Here is a 16,904-nt window from a genome sequence, read left to right on the forward strand (position 1 = left end):
ATTGTGTCGTATGGCTACTAATGGCTTCAATTTTCGATTCACTGCACGCGGTTTCCGCCAAGCGCCCTCGCCAGGACGGCAAACCGGCTCTCACGGTACGGGAGCGATTCTCGGCGCTGGGCAACTTACCGGAGTTTCTAAAGCTGGTCTGGCAAACCAGTCCGTCCCTCACACTTGCTAATATTGTGTTGCGTCTGCTGCGGGCAGCCCTACCCGTAGCTATTCTTTATGTGGGCCAGCTTATTCTGGATGAGGTAGTGGCGCTGAGCCGCCTACCCGCCGCCGAACGCACGCTCTCGTCAGTGCTTACGCTGCTGGCACTGGAGTTTGGTTTGGCCATCTTATCCGATGCGCTGGGTAGGGGCGTGGCCTTGCTCGACTCGTTGCTGGGCGATTTGTTCGCCAACCAGTCGTCTATCCGCCTCATGGAGCACGCTGCCCGCCTCGACTTGGACCAGTTCGAGGATAGCGCCTTCTACGACAAACTGGAGCGCGCGCGTCGCCAGACGCTCTCGCGCACGGTGCTTATGTCGCAGGTGCTGTCGCAGGCGCAGGATTTCATTACGATGGGCTTTCTGGCCGTGGGCCTGGCTGCGTTCAACCCGTGGTTGCTGCTGCTGCTGCTGGTTGCCGTGGTGCCAGCATTTTTGGGCGAGTCGCACTTCAACGAGCGCAGCTACTCGCTGGTGCACGGCTGGACGCCTGAGCGCCGCGAGCTGGACTACCTGCGCGTGACTGGTGCCTCTGACGAAACCGCCAAGGAAGTAAAGATTTTCGGCCTAGCCGGCTTCCTCACGGACCGCTTCCGTCAGCTTTCCGACGAGTTCTATGAGAAGAATAAAAGCCTCGTGGTGCGCCGGGCCGGCTGGGGTACGTTCTTCGCGGCGGTAGGGGCGGCTGGCTACTACGCGGCCTACGTCTACATTATTGCGCAGGCTGTGCGCGGGGCAGTATCTATTGGTCAGCTCACGTTTCTGGCGGGTTCTTTCGCTCGGATGCGGGGCTTGCTGGAAGGCATTCTGAGCCGATTTAGCTCGGTAGCAGAAGGTGCGCTGTACTTGCAGGATTTCTTTGATTTCTTCCACTTGCAGCCCCGTATCGTGCGCGACGAGTCGCAGCCGGTGCGGCCGTTCCCGCGGCCTATCCAGGTAGGGTTCGAGTTTGAAAACGTGGGCTTCAAATACCGTAACGCCGAAAAATGGGCTCTGCGCGACCTCAGCTTCACGCTGCACGCCGGCGAGAAGCTAGCGCTGGTAGGCGAAAACGGCTCTGGTAAAACTACCTTGGTCAAGCTACTTTCCCGCCTCTACGACCCCACCGAAGGCCGCATCCTGCTCGACGGCTACGACCTGCGCGAGTACGACCCTCAGGAGTTGCGCCAGGAAATCGGCGTGATTTTCCAGGATTTCGTGCGCTTCCAACTCTCAGCAGGTCAAAACCTGGCCGTAGGCCGCATCGAGGAAAAGGAAAACACGGCCCGCATCCAGTCGGCCGCCGCGCAAAGCCTGGCCGACTCGGTGGTGAAAAAGCTGCCCCAGGGCTACGACCAAATCATTGGCCGACGCTTTGCCGGCGGGGTAGACCTGAGTGGGGGTGAGTGGCAGAAAATTGCCCTAGGCCGCGCCTACATGCGAGATGCCCAGCTGCTGATTCTAGACGAGCCTACCGCCGCCCTCGACGCCCGCGCCGAGTACGAAGTGTTTCAGCGCTTCAATGAGCTAACGCAGGGCAAAACCGCCGTGCTCATCTCGCACCGCTTCAGCACCGTGCGCATGGCCGACCGCATTCTGGTAATTGAGCAGGGCAAATTCATCGAAATCGGTTCACACCAAGAGTTATTGGCGCGCGGTGGGCGCTACGCCGAGCTGTTTCAGCTACAAGCAGCGGGTTACCGATAACAACGGGTGCAAGTGCAAAATTTTTTACGGTTTTGTGGCTGACTGTGAGAGCTGTAAGGAAGATTATTGCGTATCTTAGGCATAACCTTTCTCACTACAATCCATCCGTATGAAGCCTACCTTTACCCTGCTTGTGGGGCTGTTGCTATTGAGTTTGACTGGCTGTTTCGCCACGCGTGAGGCCCGCATTGAATCAGATTATAGCTATAGCGGCACATTTAAGCGCTACCGCACCTACGAGTTTATGCGGGGGCAGGGACTAGCTTCCGATTCCAGCCGGCTAGGCGAGGCCCTGCGCGATGCCGTGCGCAACCGCTTGCGTGCCCAGGGCTACCGCCCCGCCACTACTCGCCCCGATCTGCTCATCAACTTCCAGGTGTTTGAGGGTGATATGCGCTTCCGGGGCTATATGCAGGAAGACTTGGAGCGCTGGGTGAAGATGGGCGTGGTAGAGGACGATGAAACGCCTGATGAGTATAAGCGCGGCTACAAACCCATGCGTATGCTGCTCTCCGAGGGTACTCTGCTCGTGACGCTCATCGACAACCACACCAACCGCGCCGTCTGGAACGGCTATGCTTCCGGCGTGACGGTGCCCAACGGTCCACGCGGTGAAATCGTGCTGCGCCGCTCCGTACGTTCTATTTTCGATCAGTATCGCGTCTTCACGGAGGGCTACGTAGGGGGCGGCAACTAGCGTTGCTACAGACCAACAAACCGGCCCGGTGCAGTCCTGCGCCGGGCCGGTTGCGTTGCTATAGTTCGCTTGGTCAGGTGAAAACAGGCACAGCATTCGGCTTGGTTTTGGCGAAGGGCCAATAACCCGTTTCTTTGTCGGTTTGTACCTGTTCTTTTTGCCTCTATGCATACTCCATTTCGTCGTATTTTTTCCTGGGTGGCCGTTGCGGCGCTGCTAGCCGCTACCTCCTGCGTGGCGCCACGCACCATCGTCAGCACGGGCAAGGTGACCCCGCGGGGCGAGTTTCGGGTAGGAGGTAACGCAGCCTTTAACGTGCCTACCGCCACGCTGGGCAAAGCCGGCTCGGCCCTGAAATCGGCCGCTGAAAGCGCTGCCCGTGCGGATACTGTGCGGTACAGCCAAACCGTCACCGACTTACAAGCGGCGGCCCTGGCCTACGTGCTGGACCCCGTGCAGCCCACCGCCGACCTCTACCTGCGCTACGGCGTGCTCGACCGCCTCGATGTGGGCTACAAGTATGCGTTCGGCTCGCACGTGTTCGATGCCATGTACCAGTTCTTGGGGCCTGTCGGCTCCGTGGAGCACCCGCAGGGTAGGGGCGGCGACACCTACGCCAGCATTGGCCTGCAATACGCCACGCAACGAGCCAAGCTGCCCAACTTCGCCTTCCTTGACAACATCACCGATGCAGTAGGATTCCGTGCCTCCCGCCACGACTTGCTGGTGCCGCTGGTGTTCAGCAAATCGTTTGGGCCGGAAGAAGAGAAAGGCGCTTTCTCCTACGGTGTGGTGTACGCGCATACATTCCTAAGCTACCGCTTCCAGCCCGGCAATATCTTCTACCAGGGTACCAACCAGCGCATCCCGGACCTGCCGCTCAGCAAGCAGAACTTCTCGTCGTTTGGTGCTTTCGCCAACGTCAAAATCGGTTACCGCTACGCTTATATCATTCCCTCGCTGTCTATTTTCTACCAGAACTACGGCACGTTCGCGCTACTCAACAACGCTTCTACGTCGCTCAAAGGCCTCACCATCGTGCCCAGCCTAGGCTTGCAATTTCGCGTGCCTACCCGGTAGGTGAGGTGGTGGGTAGCCAAGCCGTGTGTCATCCTGAGCTTGCGAAGGACCTTCTACCAGTTGAACGAGTCGTTGGTACGGTGGTCGTTCTACCGTGAGAAGGTCCTTCGCAAGCTCAGGATGACACACGGTTTGGCTACTATTCATTACTCACACTTCACCATCTCACCACTTCACCATTTAGCATGAAGATTCTGTACGGTGTGCCCGGCGAAGGGCTGGGGCACGCTACCCGTAGTAAAGTAGTGATTGGCTGGCTATTGGATCAGGGGCATGAGGTGCAGGTAGTGAGCAGCAGCCGCGCCTACCAGATGCTGGCCCGCAACTTTCCGGGGCGAGTGCATGAAGTTAAGGGCTTTCACCTGGCGTATAAAGACGTGACAGTGTCGCGCATGCGTACGGTGGCACTCACGCTGCGCACGGCCCCCGAGAATCTGCGCGTCAACTTTGCCCGGTACCGCGAACTGCTGGGCGCGTTTGCGCCAGACGTGGTCATTTCCGATTTCGAGTCGTTTAGCTACTTCTTTGCCCGCTGGAAGCGCCTACCCCTTATCAGCATCGACAACATGCAGATAATCAGTCGCGCCGCGTTGGATATTGCTGTGCCGCCCACCGAGCGCGAACACCTGCAACTGGCCCGGCAGATTGTGCGGGCCAAACTGCCCCGCAGTCGGCACTACCTCGTTACTACCTTCTTCGAGCTGCCGCTTCTGAAGCCCAATACCACGCTGGTGCCGCCCATTATCCGCCCCGAGATTCTGGCCGCGCAGCCTACCCGTGGTCAGCACGTGCTGGTGTACCAGTCGGCTACCACCCAAACCAACTTGGTGCCGTTGCTGCAAGCGTTGCCAAGGCAGGAGTTTCGGGTGTATGGCTTCAATAAAGAGGAAAACCACGGCAACGTGCACTTGCGGGCTTTCAGCGAGCAGGGCTTTATCGACGACCTCGCCAGCGCCCGCGCCGTGATTACCAACGGCGGCTTCTCGCTCATTAGTGAGGCGGTGTACCTGCATAAGCCCATTTGCGCGGTGCCTATTCCGGCGCAGTTCGAGCAGTTTTTGAATGCGGCTGAAGTGGAAAAGCTGGGGTATGGCCGCCACTTCACTACCCTCACCGCCGACAGTGTACGCGCCTTCTTGTACGAGCTAGATGAGTTTGCGGAAAAGCTGAGCGGTTATCAGCAGGATGGCAACAACGTATTGTTTGCTGCGCTCGGGCAGCAGCTGGTGGCTACAGTCGCGAACGGGCAGCCCGAGTAGCCGCACGTAAACCTACTCGGGACAGCGGGTGCGTAGGGCATTTTGTCTATTTTAGAGGCAAATATGCCTTTATACACCCCTGCTTTTACTCGTCTGCGGTTGACCATTGCGTTTGCCTTGCTTGGCTGCGCTTGCGCCTGCTCTACCACGCAACCCGCCGCAACTATGCCGGCTATTGCGTCGGCTCCCAACAAGTTTGCGGCTGATACTACCCTGCGCCGAATTGCTACCCTACAGGATGAGCGCCGAACGCCTGCACTGCTGAATTACCTGCTGAGCTCAGAGCCGCGCTACCGCGAGCAGGCCGCGCTGGCTTTTGCTTCGGTGCAGGACAAAGCCGCCACGGGTGCGCTGAACGCTCACCTCAACGACCAAGAAGCAGCGGTGCGGCGCGCTGTGGCCTATGCGTTGGGTCAGACAGCCGACAGCACCGCCGAAGCAGCGTTGCGCCAGCAGTTAACCGCTGAAACCAACTCTACAGTGCGGGCTGAGGTGTTGGAGGCACTGGGCAAATGCACTACCCGCGCTGGTCTGCCCGCGTTGGTGCGCCTACCCGCTTCACTGACCTCCGATACGGCTGCCCTCGTCGGGCAAAGCTGGGGGCTGTATCGCGCCGCTTTGCGCGGTATCACCTCAGAGCCCGCCGTAGCCCGACTAGTACAGTTGCTGGGTACAGACAACCCCTACGGTGCCCGCCTGGCTGCGGCAAATGCCCTGGCCCGCACCCGTGCGCTCGACCTGACGCCCTACGCTACCCCGCTGGCCACTGCCGCCCAAACTGACCCAAACTATGCCGTGCGCGGAGCCGCCGCACTGGCACTGGGCAAGGCCAGCCACGCCCCCGCGGTGCCTGCCCTGCTGGCTACCCTGGCCCGCCGCGACCCCGACTATCGGGTGCGGGTAAGCGCCTTGCGTGCGATGAATGCTGCTATGTACGTGCAAGTGAAAGAAGCCGCTTGGGCGGCTCTAACGGACGTAAACGACCAAGTAGCCGTTACGGCAGCCGAGTTTTTCCTGGCCCATGCCACCCAGGAGTTGGGCACGCTGTTTCTGGAAAAAGCCAACAAACTGACACAGTGGCGGGTGCGGGCCACGCTACTGGCCGCTGCCCTGAAGCAGCGCTCCAAGGAGCAGGCCGCTATCCGGCAGGCCGTGCAAGAGCGCTACGCCGCTGCGGCGAGTCCCTACGAGAAAGGGTACTTGCTGAAAGCGCTGGGCGAAGACCCGGCGGCGTATGAATTTGTGCGGCAGGCCACGTTTGCCCCGGCGCAGCAATTGGTAGTGCGTACCTATGGGCTAGAGGCGCTGGTAGCCATGCGGCATCAGCCCGATTTCCCGGCAGCACAACATGCTTCGTTTGCGCTGGCGCTACGGCAAGCCGCAGAAACCGGCGACGTAGCGCTGCTCGGCATTGCCGCCGAAGCCCTACGCGACCCCAAGCTGAACCTCCGCCAGCTGTTGCCCGATGCCACTTTTTTGCAAAAAGCTCAGGCAAAGCTCGTCCTACCTCGCGACCTGGAGGCGTGGCAGTCGGTGCAGCAGACGCTGGATTTTTTGCAGAAGAAACCAGCTACTCCTACGCCCGTGGCAGTGGCAGCGTCACATCCCATTAACTGGACGGTAGTGTCTGCTATTCCGGCCAACCAGCGCGTGGTAGTGCGCACCGGCAAGGGCGTTATCACGTTGCAATTGCTGGTAGAAGATGCGCCTGGCTCCGTGGCGAGCTTTGTGGAGCTAATTCGGCAGGGCTTTTACGACGGTAAGAACTTCCACCGGGTAGTGCCCAACTTTGTGGCCCAGGGAGGCTGCCCGCGTGGCGACGGTTGGGGTAGCACCGACTATAATCTGCGCTCTGAGTTGGCCAATCTGCGCTACGGCGCGGGGGCCGTAGGTCTGGCCTCAGCCGGCAAAGACACCGAGAGCTGCCAGTGGTTTATTACCCACGCACCCACTCCACACCTCGATGGCCGCTACACCATTTTCGCACGGGTAGTAGCGGGCATGGACGTAGTGCAGCGCCTGGAAATCGGCGACACGATAGAGCGGGTAGAGCTAGTGCGGTAGTTGTGGTGCGGCTCAAAAAAAGGCCTCAGTAAAGTATACTGAGGCCTTTTTCATGCTATTGGGGAATAATGACTTACTGCTTCACCAAGCGCACTACACTGTCGGCAAAACCCTGTCCGTGCACGCGAACCATGTAGGTACCGGTCGGCAATGATGCCGGTAGGGGTAGGGTAGCGCCAGATTTAGCGGGCAGCGTTTGGGTGAGAACCGTACGGCCGGTCAGATCAAAAAGCGTGAGCGTGATAGTGCCCGTGGCAGTGGAGGGTAGGGCAACCTGCACTTGGCGGGTAGCGGGGTTAGGATACAGGCTGAAAGTGGTAGAAGCAACGGCTGCTTTGGTGGGCAGCGTCACGCCGGTGAGGTTAACGGCCGCCGGCGTCGATACGCGGTTGCCGCTGGCTAATACCTGCTGCAACCGGTAGTAGGCCGTTACGTTGGTGCGGTCTGGGCGGTCCTGATAGGTGTAGGCGCGTTGCGGAGTAGCCGGACGGCTAGCCACCGCCCCAACTTTCTGCCACTCCTGCTGGTCGTAGGAGCGTTCGATATCGAAGCCGCGCACTGCCACCGCATCCGATGTAGTCCAGTCTAGCTGCACCACGTTGGGTTGCACTTCGGTGGCTTTCAGTGCAGCCAGCTCTGTTACCAATGAGTTTGTATCGGCAGAAAGTGAGCCTAGCGTGAAGGTGCCAAACTGGCCTACGGCATCGGCAGAAGTTACGGCGCCGGCCATCAATTCGCCGCTTAACTCACCGTGGCCAGCGGTTACCCAAGAAGTGCCATCGTAGCGGGCTACCTGCAAATCGTTGGTGAAGGCATCAATACCACTACGGAATGCGTTTTCCCAGAACAACTGCACACGCACGTTTTCCGACGCACCACCATCTTGTGTCAACTGCCAGGTATCTACGGCGCTGATGTTGTGCAGCGGGGTTGCAAGCTTCATATCAGCGGTAGTGCTGGTTGCCTGTGGCGCCTGATACTCGGCGGTGAAACCTGTACTGGCAGCGCTGGGAGCCGAAATACCCACGCGTGCCCACTGGCCGTTCTTTCCCACCGGAAACACAAAGGATTGATTACCAATCTTCCGCAGCGGACCATCTACATACGAAGTGGCGTTGCCGGCCGTAGCCGTGGCTGTAGCCAGCAACGACAGCAGGTTGGTGCTGGTAGTCACCACGCGGCCACTCGTGAGCGTAAGGTTTCCCGATAAATTGAAGGGGGCGCCCAGCGTCAAGGTATTGCCAGCCAGGGTAAGATCGCGCAGCGTAGTACCGCCCATGGCAGTTAAGGTAAACGCTTTGTTCACCGTCAGGGCCTCATCGTAGGTGCCGGCAATAGCGCTTAGGGTTCCGTTTGCAGTCAGCAACTCCAAACCTTGCTGCAAGCTGGCACCAGGTACGAGGGCCGGGCTAGCGCCGTCTACGTGCAGGTAGCTCCGGTCGCCCTGAAAGCCGGTGTCGGTGGCGGCATCTTGGTTGCTATGCAGGAAAGGGGAGTAGGCAAGACGTCCGGCCGCGCTGGTTGGCGCTTCGCGCATAAACGTATTGCCGTCTTTGCTGATCGTGGCTACCAAGCCATTCTGGTTGTCGGGGCCGTAGAGCTGGCTGGCCTCGGTGCTGCCAAGCCAGTTCAGCGGCGCGGCTACGGGCGTAGTCAGGTTGACGGCCACCAACGCCTGTGCGCAGTTCTCCAACCGATTGTCCTGAATAAGGTTGTCCAGCGTGGCAAGCTGCGTATTGCGGTTGATATCGAAGAAGGGTGTGCCTACCCCCGCGCTGTTGGTAGGGCGTTCTTGCACCTGAATACCAATCTGGCACTGCGTGATCTGGTTGCCGATAACCCGGTTGTGGCTGCCCTCCAGCACAATGCCGAACCCGTTGATGCCCGAGCTGATGTTGCTCTGCTGTTCGCTGGCAATATAACCTTCCAGCGTATTGTTGGCGAGGTAGGCGCCGCCCGTCACTAGGTCGCCGGTTACACCACCGCCCGCTTGAATAACTCCCCGGTCGCGGTCAATGAAAGCAATAGCCGCGTTATCATCAATCAAGCTAGTGGGAATATCCTCAGGGAGCCCGTCGGGTAGCGGATCGGGGCGGGTAGTGAGACGCGTAATCACGTTTTCTCGCACCACAAAGCTGCCCGGCCCGCTGGCTTGCCCGTTGCCCGTCACCGATTTTAGCTCCATTCCGTTGGAACCGTTGTTGCGAATGGTATTACGCTCAATCAGCGCGGCTGGGGTCAGGAAATTGCCAGCTGCATCGCGCAGGCCCCCGGCCCCCAGCAACGCAATAGCCCCGCCGCCATTCTGCGAAAACAGCACATCGCGAATAATCAAGTCGCTCACGCTGCCATCGTTGATATCAATGCCGGCGCGTCGGTTTTGCTCGTAAGTGCCGCCTTCAATCAGAATCTGACGCTTCGTGCCATTAACGATGAATAAACCGCGCCCTGCTGGACTACTGCTACCGTTGTAGTTGGTGCGCACATCAGCCGGATCAACAGCTGTGCGAGCAATATGCACGCGTCGAAACGTCAGGTTCTCGGCGCCGCCCAGGCTATTCCAGAAAATACCATACTGCCTTTGGTCCAGGATTTCCACGTCTTCCAACACAACGTTGGCGCGGGCGCTACCATTGGTTTCTATCCCTAGGTCGTAGGCTTGAATGGTAAAGCCAGAGATGACTAATGGTGTCGCTACCGTGCCACCGGGCGCCGTGAGCAGCAGTCCTACCTCATGGCTTCGCGCACCAGATTGGGGCAAGCCCGCGTTGAAAATCGTAGCCCCATCGGGGCGATTCGTTGCGGTACCTGCCCCACGGAGGTGTACCGTTTTGTCTAGCACAACACGCTCGGTATAAGTGCCTGCATCTACGTAGATAGTGGCGCCGGCTAGGGCTGCTTGCAACGCACGCCCCACCGTGGCGAAAGGCGCCGCGGGCGTACCATCGCCGGTCAAATCATTGCCCGCTGCTTGGGTGTATACGTCATTATAAGTAGCCGCATCATTCACGTACAAAGCCGTCAAAGCGGTTTGTTGTCCCAATGTTGGCTCAGTCGCTAAGCTCAAGCCACTCATCAGTAAAAAGGTAGGAATTGGTAGAAAGTGCTTCATATTGAGAATACAGAAAGAAAAGGACGAATGCCATGCATCTTTCTACAAAAATGAAGCGGGTATTGAATCTGAAATAAAGAGAAGAGAGGGTAAGTTTGTTATGTAAAATAGTTTCTTGATAATATTATAACAATTATTGTATTAACAAGTGTGTCAGATATTTATATTAAAAAAGGTATTATAAATAATTGTATAGAGTACATGTATTTTTATAGATTATATTTCATCCCTACATGGAGCGAAAATGTCCCATTATCAGAACTACCGGTACTTGCGCTGATTCGTATTGATAAGCAACGACGGCGAAGGTATAGCATACAACAGCTCGCCTTTCCATTAAAGAAAAAGCGAGCTGCTTATGGAATTTAGAATAAAAACCGGAGGCTATTTTGCCTCGCGGCCGTGCACTTGGGCAGGTGGTGAAGTGGCTTCTACTGCCGTGAAGGCCTTCAGGATATTGTAAGTATGCGAGGCGCCTTTGGGCACTACCCACGAGTTGCCGGGCTCCAAAATTACTTTCTGGCCTTCCAGATGCAGTTCGGCCCGGCCGCTGATTACATATCCTACGGTTTCATACGGGCGCGTAGAAGGCTCTTTCGCCTCAGATGGCTGCTCGTTTTCCCACATGCGCATCGAAACGTGGACGCCGGAAGCCAAGTATTTTTCGCCGTCAGGACCAGTAGGAGAGTGCTTCGAATCAACTTTGGTGATGGTGGTATCGGCCATAATGGTCAGAATAGAAGTTGGAGTGGATGAGAGAATTACCATACCTAACGCAGGGTAGGGGATGGTGGTTGTACCACTTGTCCTAAACCTTCCGGCCCGCCGGCTGGTTGAAAACCGTTCGGCGGCTCCTGTTATATGTGTGGCAGTAGCCGGCCGTTGCTTTTACCCGTTCCGCATGTCCGACGATTTTCTGCACGCCCTCACCCACGCCCACCAACAGGCCGCCGTACCGCTGCCAGGGCCTGCCTTCTGCCACTGGGCTGAACAAGTGCTGCAACTCCTGTTTCCAGAGCGCGCCGACCGCCCTTTATCTACTACCGATGCCGTGGCGGCTACCATCAGCCAGCTCCGCGCCGATCTGGCGGTCCTGCTCAGCGTAGTGACCCTCACAGAGCCGGCACCAGTCGTAGCTACCAATTTTATCGAGCAGCTGCCGCAACTGCGTGGGTTGTTGCTGCTAGACGCCACCGCTATTGTGGCTGCCGACCCAGCTGCCGAAGGCTTATTGGAAGTCATTGCTACCTATCCGGGTTTCTACGCAATTGCTCTGCACCGGCTGGCCCATGCCCTGCACCGGTTGGCAGTGCCCCGCGTGCCACGCCTACTCAGTGAGTTTGCCCACACCCGCACAGGCATCGACATCCATCCTGGCGCGCAGATTGGTCCTTCATTCTGCATAGACCATGGCACGGGCATCGTCATCGGCGAAACCACTGTGATTGGCGCGCACGTAAAGATATTTCAAGGGGTTACGTTGGGGGCGCTGAGTGTGGCTAAGCACTTGGCGCATACCAAGCGCCATCCCACCATCGAAGATAATGTGGTGATTTATGCCGGCGCTACTATTTTAGGTGGCAGTACGGTTATTGGGCGTCATAGCATCATCGGTGGTAATGTATGGCTCACAGAAAGTGTGCCTTCGCATTCACGCGTGTATCATCAAGCCCAAATTCAGGTAACTCGTACCGAAGACCCAACGGCTGATATCATGTTTTCTATTTAATCACTTGCTTACTGCTTGGCAAATGATTTGGGATGCTACGGTTCTTCTTACCGAAAAAGACGTTGAACAAGTACCCACTTCGTAAGCTGTCTTTCAGCAGGCCAAGCAACACTCAGTAACTCACTCAATCATTCCCATCCCATGAAAGCCAATTCCATCCTAGACACCATCGGCCGCACGCCGCTGGTGCGCGTCAACCGCCTGTTTGCCCACCGCCCCGATGTAGAGGTGTGGGTTAAAACCGAGCGCACCAATCCCGGCGGCAGCATCAAAGACCGTATCGCCCTCTCCATGATCGAGCAGGCCGAAAAAGACGGCATCCTTACCCAAGACAGCGTGATTATTGAGCCTACTTCCGGCAATACGGGGGTAGGGCTAGCTATGGTAGCCGCCGTGAAAGGCTACCAGATTACATTGGTTATGCCTGAGTCCATGTCCATCGAGCGGCGCCGGCTGATGTCGGCCTACGGCGCCCAACTGGAACTCACGCCCCGCGAGAAAGGCATGAAGGGCGCCATTGAAAAAGCCAAGGAAATGGTGGCCGAAAACCCCAAGGCCTGGATGCCCATGCAGTTCGATAACCCCGCCAACATCCAGATCCACATCGATACCACTGCCCAAGAACTTCTGGAAGAGGCCCCCGAAGGCTTCGATTATTACATCACTGGAGTAGGCACCGGCGGCCACATCACTGGGGTAGCCGAAGTGCTGAAGAAGAAATTTCCGAACATGCAGGTGTTTGCGGTAGAGCCCGAAGCCTCACCCGTTATCAGCGGTGGTGCCCCAGGCCCGCACCCTATTCAGGGTATCGGCGCTGGCTTTATCCCCGAAAACCTGCATACCAGCGTGCTGGACGGTGCTATCCAAGTCAACCAGCAGGAATCATTTGAAATGACACGCCGCTCGGCTCGCGAAGAAGGCATGCTAGGTGGCATCTCCTCCGGCGCCTCATTGGCCGCCGTAGCCAAAAAACTCGACGAGATGCCGAAGGGTAGCCGCGTGCTCACCTTCTGCTACGATACTGGCGAGCGGTACCTATCCGTGGATGGCTTGTTTGTGTAGCGCCCTCGCCCTCTTATCTTCTCAACGATACGGCCCTGCTTTCTACGTGAAAGCAGGGCCGTGTCAGTTATTGACAAAAACAAAAAAGTCTGACTTTTTCAAGTCAGACTTTTGCAATGGGAGTGGAGAATATCGGAGTCGAACCGATGACCTCTTGCATGCCATGCAAGCGCTCTAGCCAGCTGAGCTAATCCCCCGTTTTTGTCAACCAAGCCGCCAATTGCGTTTTGGTGATGCAAAAGTAGGGTAGATTTCGGTATCTGCAAGGGAGGTATTGAAATATTTATCAAAAAAACAGGGCTGGCACCAATGCCAGCCCTGTTTCAGAATGCTAACCTTCTGAACTAGTTGAAGATGTAGCGCAGACCAATCTGGCCCTGCCAGCGTGAGCCAATACCACCCGTGTCATTGCGGAAGGTTTTAGTCAGCGGGGTACCTGGCGTAACGGCCCCCGTGGTGGCATTACGGGTAGGGTTATTCAGATAGGGGAAGGTGTACACCGGCTGCCCTTGCGCATTATAGCCGGAGAATGACACTGGGTTTACCTTATTCGGCGTCTGGAACACACCCCAGTCGCTGTTGATCAGGTTGCCAATATTAAAGATATCGATGCTGATTTGGAGCGTGTTACGGTTTTCACCAATGTTGGTGAAGATATCCTGCAACAAACGAGCATCCAAACGATTCTGCCAGGGGCGAACACCACCGTTGCGCTCAGCATACTTACCGCGGTTCTTGCTCAGGTAATCGTCTTGCTGAATGTAAGCAGTCAAATCAGCATATTGCTGAGCGGCGGTATAGCGAGCGTATTCTCCTGTCAGGTTGCGTGAATCAGTGTAGAACACAATGTCACGCAGGTTGACTTCACTAGCATTACGCGGGATGTACATCAGGTCGTTGGCGTTTTGGTTATCACCGTTCATATCGCCTGCGTACACATAGGAGAAGCGGCTTTGCGGGGCAGCCTCGTAGAACAGAGAGATGGTGGTACCCAAGTGGCCCAGGTACTCCTTGCGGTAGGAGCCGGACGCAATAATGCGGTGCTTCTGCAAAAACTGCGAGTAGCTCAATACATCAGCATTCGGGTCGCCGGATATCTGCCGGTCGCGCCAGATAGATTGGGCAATCGAGCCACCATCATTCACTGAGCGCGAGTCGGAGTAGGTGTACGCCGCACTAACGTAGAAGCCGCTCACAAACGACTTTTGCAACTGCGCCGTCACGGCATACGAATAGCCTTTGTTGGTATTCTTCATCAGGATAGCGTCGCTGATGTTGGGGTTGGAAGCCGAAGCTGTACCCTGCCCTCCGTAGATCCGTTCGTTGCGGGTGATGTTCACCAAGCCAGCGTTTGCACCCGTCTGGGCTGCACCGAAACTATAGAAAATCGGCCGCCGATCGCCGGCATAGATGCGGTTATTTTCTGTCGCGCCTACCGCATAAGTCAGTGGCTGAGGCAGATTCACGTTTTGGTGATAGACGGCGTTCAGGTCTTTCGTATAGAAGCCTTCCAGGGTAGCAATAATGCCACCGGGCAACTGCTGATCGATAGCCAGGTTGGAGCGCCACACCTGCGGAAATTTAAAGTCTTCGTCCGTTACAGCTAGGTTATAAGCCGTATTGGCCGAGGCATTCTCCGGGCGGTAGGCATTCGCATCGCCATTGAAGTAGGAAGGAGTGCCCGATACGGGGTTAACCGTGTTGGAGCCGCTCAGGCTATACGAGCCAAACTGCACACCATTGTTGCTGGCCTGGTTGGAAAGCCACACGAAAGGCACGCGACCCGTGAAGATACCCGTACCACCCCGTACCTGCGTTTTCTTGTTATCGTTGGCATCCCAGTTGAAGCCTACACGAGGCGAGAACAGCACGCGTTCTTTCGGTGTAGCAGAAGTGTTGATCTTTACCCCATCGCGGAAAGTCAGATTCGCTGCGTTGGTGTTTTGCAGCAAATCCGAAGTCACGAAGGGTAGGTCAGCACGGATGCCGTAAGTCAGCTTAAAATTGCTGCGCGGCGACCATTCATCCTGCACATACAAACCCAACTGCATAGCCTGAATGTCGGCATAAGGAAACTCGCCACCGGGTAGGGCAGAGTATTGCAGATTATAGCGTGCCGGGCCGGGGCGTGAAATACCGGTGCCGAGAGGCTCAATCGATGGCATGCTGGTGCCGTTGCTACGGGTGTAGTTATACCCAGCCGAGGCGTAGAAATCCTCCAGGGAGTTAAAGGAATAGTTGCCGTAGTAGTTGGGAGCAAAGCCGTTACGGAACTTATAATACTCGTTATAAGTACCCACCGTCACGTTGTGCTTGCCGAGGTAGGCCGTGAAGTTGTCACCTAACTGATATACGTCGGAGTTCAGTATGTTGAAGGCCGTGAAAGGTTCGTAGCCGAATGAGGTTAGGGTATTAGAAGCTTGGATGCCGTTGATAGCGGCGGTAGAAGTGCTGCGACCTACGCTATTGCCGATATCTACCAGCGGGAAAATAGATCCACCGGGGCTTTGGCGGAAATCGCGGAAAGCAGAATAGCCAGCCGTTAGGTTGTTCGAGAACTTACCCCCGCCAATAGTACTGTTCAACTCGGCAATGAACGAGTTCAGGTTGTTGTTGATGGTGTAGTACGACGAGAAGAACGGCAAACCGAACTGCGACTGTGCGCGGTTACCTCCAATAGCGCCCGAGGTGCTCGGGTTGATATCAGCGTACGACTTCAAGTAGTTGTACTTGATGTTGAAGCGGTTGTTCTGGTTGATGTTCCAGTCAAGCTTGATTGTGGCCTTGTCGCTGTTGGCGCGCTGGTTGTAGCCTTCGTAGGGACCGGGGTTGTAACTATACTGCTGCTGTAGGAAGTTGCTTAGGAAATCGAGGTCATTGGCATTTACCTGCGAAGTCTGCGAACCAGCAGCCGGCGCCGTGGCGGAGCGATTAGCCGTGAAGTTGCCCGTCGGCGGGTCAGTACGGCGCTCCTGCTCTGCATTGACAAAGAAGAACAGCTTGTCTTTGATGATAGGACCACCTGCCCGAAAGCCGTAGTTTTTCAGGTTGAAGCTTGGATACGGGTTTTTTACGTCGCCTACCTTATCGCCTACCAAGTCCTGGTTGCGATAGAAGCCATACACCGAGCCCGAAAATTTGTTGGTGCCCGAGCGGGTTACTACGTTAATACCAGCACCTGTGAAAGAACCTTGGCGTACGTCGTACGGCGCGATGGCCACCTGAATCTGGTCGATAGCATCCAACGAAATAGGTTGGGCACTGGCCTGACCACCTACCGTTGAGTTAAGACCGAAAGCATTGTTGAAAATGGCACCGTCGATGGTAATATTGTTGTAGCCGCTGTTGCGGCCGCCGAAACTCTGGCCGTTGGCCTGTGGCGTAAGACGGGTGAAGTCGTTGAGGGAACGATTTAGGGTAGGCAGGCGCTCAATCTGTTCGCGCTGTACCGTGGTAGCAGCACCCGTGCGGTTGGAGTTGATAACAGGGTCCTGACGGCCCGATACCACTACCTCGCCTAGTTGCTGAGCTGCCTCGCTCAGGTTCACATCCAGACGCAGGTTCTGACCCAGCGTCAGGTACACGCCTTCACGTAGGAAATCCTGGTAGCCTACAAAGGTCACGCGTACGGTGTAGGGGCCACCCACGCGCATGTTCTGAATGTTGAAGCGGCCATCCGAGTTGGTAGGGGCCACATACTGCGTGTTGGTGGGGGTATGTACCGCAATAATGGTAGCACCAGGTAGACCTGCTCCCGTTTGATCGGTAATCGTACCGTTCATAGCGGAAGTAGTTACGCCCTGCGTCCAGCCGACGTGGGCAATTAGCAATAGCAAAGCTACCACTAAGTAACGTGTAAAATTGTGTTTCATACAGAGGGTTAAATGAAAAACGGCACAAATGTAAGTGTCGACTCCTCTGCTGTAGTATTACTAAATTGTTATGATGTGATGGCTAATGATCATATAGCTAAGACACAAAAAAAGGGTGGAGATTTCTCCAC

Annotated in this window: 10 protein-coding genes and 1 tRNA gene; 7 read left to right on the forward strand and 4 right to left on the reverse strand. The window is 56.5% G+C overall.

Annotated elements, in window-relative coordinates:
* Positions 1-20 precede the first annotated feature (20 nt).
* The 5 genes from J4D97_RS21205 (at position 21) to J4D97_RS21225 (ending at position 6,998) form a co-directional block, all read left to right on the forward strand.
* Positions 21-1,898: an ABC transporter ATP-binding protein gene (locus J4D97_RS21205; RefSeq protein ID WP_208309325.1), complete on the forward strand. Its 1,878-nt coding sequence runs from the start codon at positions 21-23 to the stop codon at positions 1,896-1,898.
* 109 nt (positions 1,899-2,007) lie between these two features.
* Positions 2,008-2,595: a DUF4136 domain-containing protein gene (locus J4D97_RS21210; protein WP_185282690.1), complete on the forward strand. Its 588-nt coding sequence runs from the start codon at positions 2,008-2,010 to the stop codon at positions 2,593-2,595.
* Positions 2,596-2,760: 165 nt separating this feature from the next.
* Complete coding sequence (locus J4D97_RS21215; RefSeq protein ID WP_185282691.1) at positions 2,761-3,675, forward strand: hypothetical protein; 915 nt, start codon at positions 2,761-2,763, stop codon at positions 3,673-3,675.
* A 185-nt stretch (positions 3,676-3,860) separates the two neighbouring features.
* Positions 3,861-4,934, forward strand: coding sequence for an MJ1255/VC2487 family glycosyltransferase (locus tag J4D97_RS21220; protein ID WP_208309326.1), 1,074 nt, complete (start codon positions 3,861-3,863; stop codon positions 4,932-4,934).
* Between the two features lie 63 nt (positions 4,935-4,997).
* Entirely contained in the window at positions 4,998-6,998 is a 2,001-nt protein-coding gene (locus J4D97_RS21225; RefSeq protein WP_208309327.1) for a peptidylprolyl isomerase, read from the forward strand.
* A 73-nt stretch (positions 6,999-7,071) separates the two neighbouring features.
* On the opposite strand, the gene J4D97_RS21230 is transcribed toward J4D97_RS21225, so the two are convergent.
* Together J4D97_RS21230 and J4D97_RS21235 are read right to left on the reverse strand one after the other, a co-directional pair.
* Positions 7,072-10,110 (reverse strand): T9SS type A sorting domain-containing protein, encoded by a 3,039-nt coding sequence (locus J4D97_RS21230; protein WP_208309328.1) that lies wholly within the window; start codon positions 10,108-10,110, stop codon positions 7,072-7,074.
* A gap of 384 nt (positions 10,111-10,494) precedes the next feature.
* The gene (locus J4D97_RS21235; RefSeq protein WP_208309329.1) at positions 10,495-10,836 is read right to left on the reverse strand and encodes a cupin domain-containing protein; all 342 of its coding nucleotides are present in this window, start codon (positions 10,834-10,836) and stop codon (positions 10,495-10,497) included.
* A gap of 175 nt (positions 10,837-11,011) precedes the next feature.
* Here J4D97_RS21235 and J4D97_RS21240 point away from each other — a divergent pair, with 175 nt between their 5' ends.
* Positions 11,012-11,839, forward strand: a complete 828-nt coding sequence (locus J4D97_RS21240; RefSeq protein ID WP_208309330.1) for a serine O-acetyltransferase — start codon at positions 11,012-11,014, stop codon at positions 11,837-11,839.
* Between the two features lie 141 nt (positions 11,840-11,980).
* Entirely contained in the window at positions 11,981-12,901 is a 921-nt protein-coding gene (cysK, locus tag J4D97_RS21245) for a cysteine synthase A (RefSeq protein ID WP_208309331.1), read from the forward strand.
* Between the two features lie 123 nt (positions 12,902-13,024).
* On the opposite strand, the gene J4D97_RS21250 is transcribed toward cysK, so the two are convergent.
* Together J4D97_RS21250 and J4D97_RS21255 are read right to left on the reverse strand one after the other, a co-directional pair.
* Positions 13,025-13,098: transfer RNA gene (locus J4D97_RS21250), tRNA-Ala, on the reverse strand.
* A gap of 147 nt (positions 13,099-13,245) precedes the next feature.
* Positions 13,246-16,773, reverse strand: coding sequence for a TonB-dependent receptor (locus J4D97_RS21255; protein ID WP_208309332.1), 3,528 nt, complete (start codon positions 16,771-16,773; stop codon positions 13,246-13,248).
* Between the last annotated feature and the right edge of the window lie 131 nt (positions 16,774-16,904).

The sequence above is a fragment of the Hymenobacter defluvii genome, from assembly GCF_017589435.1.
Classification (GTDB): Bacteria; Bacteroidota; Bacteroidia; order Cytophagales; family Hymenobacteraceae; genus Hymenobacter; species Hymenobacter profundi.